The following is a 1,924-nucleotide window of genomic DNA, read 5'->3' as shown; positions in this document are numbered from 1 at the left end:
CCAGCCAGCGCGGCTCGAAACGCCCCAGACCCAGGTAGACCAGCAGCGGGTAGGCGGCGGTCAGCACGACCACCAGGCCCCAGCGCATGGCCGGACTCAGGCGCTGGTTTCGGCGGCGTCAGGGGCTTTGATCAGGCCCTGCAGCGCGTCGATCACATCCTGCAGCGTGCGCACGGCCTTGAAGGCCTCCGGCTGCAGGCGCTTGCCGACCAGCGGCTTGAGCCGGACGATCAGGTCGACCGCATCGATGCTGTCGATGTCCAGGTCTTCGTGCAGGCGGGCGGTGGCCACGACCCGGTCGGGCGCGATGTCGAAGGTTTCGACCAGGATGTCGCGCAGGCGCTCGAAAATGTCTTGGTTGGTCATGCTGGAACTCGTGGGCTGGCGGGCGGCACTGGCTTGCCGCTGAGTCATCTGTCGGGGCGATCAGGCGGGCATGCGGGCGGCGCTGACAAACTGCGCCAGTGCCCGAACGCTGGCGAAGTGACGGCGGGTCTCGGCCGAGTCGGCCGCCATGCTGACGCCGTAGCGCTTCTGCAGCGCCAGGCCGAGTTCGAGCGCATCGATCGAGTCCAGCCCCAGGCCTTCGACGAACAAGGCCTGTTCGGCGTCGATGTCCTCGGGACGCAGGTCCTCGAGGTTGAGCGCCGAGATCAGCAGCTCCTTGATTTCACGTTCCAGCGCTTCCATCACTCCCTCTTACCCTCGAGAAATGGCCGATCAAATGGTCTGTCAGGTGCCGCGCGGCCAACGCAGTCTCCTGCCCTGCCGCTGCCATGAAAGGCGCGACCGGGATGTCTTCATCCACCGTCAGCACAAAATGCAGCGGCACCGGCGCGGCCCGCCACCACGGCGCCCCCTTGGTCAGCCCCAGGGGCTGGCACTGGATGGACACCGGCGTGATGTCGATGCCGCCACGCAGCGCAATCTGCGCCGCGCCGCGCTGCATCTTCATGGGCTGGCCCGGGCGCGTTCGCGTGCCTTCGGGAAAGATGATCAGGTTGCCATCGTTCTTGACACTGTCTATGCAGTCTTGCAGCAATTCCGACCCTGAATTGTTGCAGATGTAGCCCGTTGCGCGCACCGCACCGCACGTGAACGGATTTTGGGCGAGTGTGGACTTCACCACGCAGTCGGCGTTGTCGATCAGCGAGATCAGGAAAACCACGTCGATCAGCGTGGGGTGATTGGCCAGCACCAGCAGGCCACTGCGCTGCAAACGCGCCAGGCCACGCACCTCGTAGGTGATCAGGCGCAGCAGCCGCATCCAGCCGATGAAGGCGCGGAACAGGTGGTGCACTGCTGAGCGCGCGAGCCTCGCGCGGCGCACCGGGTTGCGCACGACCAAGGTCAGCAACGGAAAAATGACCAGCCACAGCAACACGCCGCCGGCGCCAAAGCTGCCAAAAGCCAACGCGGTCGCCAGCAGGCCGCGCATGCGGCGCAGGCGGTCCATCATGGGGCCGCCGATGCGCGCAGCCAACGCCAACGGCCACGCTGCAGCTGCGTGTCGGTGCCGACCAGGAAGCGCAGCACGGCCAGGTCGCCCAAGGCCGCGTTGCCCTCGGTCGGACCTGGCGCGGTGGTCTGCAGCGAAAGCTCGCTGCCGGGCTGGATCAAGCACGCCCAGGCGCGCAGCGGCGCCAAGCCTGGCGGCTCGGCCAGATCGGCATAAGGCGCTGGCAGCGGACCATCGGAGCAGACGACGGTGACCTGCTCCGCACCGTCGGCCAGCAGACCCAGGGCTTCGACAAAACCGGCTTCGGCGCTGTGCGCCCCGGCCGCCACGGCGAGGAAATTGGACCTGTCGCCGCGGGCAATCGAGTACTGCGCGCTTTGCGCGTTGTGCACCGACAGGCTGAAGGCGGTCGGCGACAGCGGCTCGTCGGCCGCGAGTTGCTGCAGCATCGCCACCGAGCGCGCG

At 67.4% G+C, this 1,924-nt stretch carries 4 protein-coding genes; all 4 read right to left on the bottom strand.

The features are described from left to right. Window positions 1-96: 96 nt before the first annotated feature. Complete coding sequence (locus tag FKP22_RS28795; protein WP_141291557.1) at window positions 97-366, bottom strand: acyl carrier protein; 270 nt, start codon at window positions 364-366, stop codon at window positions 97-99. 60 nt (window positions 367-426) lie between these two features. After that, the gene (locus FKP22_RS28790; RefSeq protein ID WP_141291555.1) at window positions 427-690 is read right to left on the bottom strand and encodes a phosphopantetheine-binding protein; all 264 of its coding nucleotides are present in this window, start codon (window positions 688-690) and stop codon (window positions 427-429) included. Further along, window positions 671-1,459 carry a lysophospholipid acyltransferase family protein gene (locus FKP22_RS28785; protein WP_141291553.1) on the bottom strand — a complete coding sequence of 263 codons (789 nt, stop codon included), beginning with the start codon at window positions 1,457-1,459 and terminating at the stop codon, window positions 671-673. Before FKP22_RS28785 ends, FKP22_RS28790 begins: the two co-directional genes overlap by 20 nt. Continuing rightward, a partial coding sequence (locus FKP22_RS28780) for a beta-ketoacyl synthase chain length factor (protein ID WP_141291551.1) occupies window positions 1,456-1,924 on the bottom strand: 469 nt, incomplete at its 5' end. The genes FKP22_RS28785 and FKP22_RS28780, both read right to left, overlap by 4 nt.

Origin of the sequence: Ideonella azotifigens (assembly GCF_006519715.1) — a bacterium.
Classification (GTDB): Bacteria; Pseudomonadota; Gammaproteobacteria; order Burkholderiales; family Burkholderiaceae_C; genus Ideonella; species Ideonella azotifigens.
This window is presented reverse-complemented; position numbering and strand designations above follow the sequence as displayed.

Bases quoted from the DNA above. Each gene is read 5' to 3' on its own strand.
- FKP22_RS28790 (WP_141291555.1), bottom strand. From the start codon at position 690: ATGGAAGCGCTGGAACGTGAAATCAAGGAGCTGCTGATCTCGGCGCTC.
- FKP22_RS28785 (WP_141291553.1), bottom strand. From the start codon at position 1,459: ATGATGGACCGCCTGCGCCGCATGCGCGGCCTGCTGGCGACCGCGTTG.
- FKP22_RS28795 (WP_141291557.1), bottom strand. From the start codon at position 366: ATGACCAACCAAGACATTTTCGAGCGCCTGCGCGACATCCTGGTCGAA.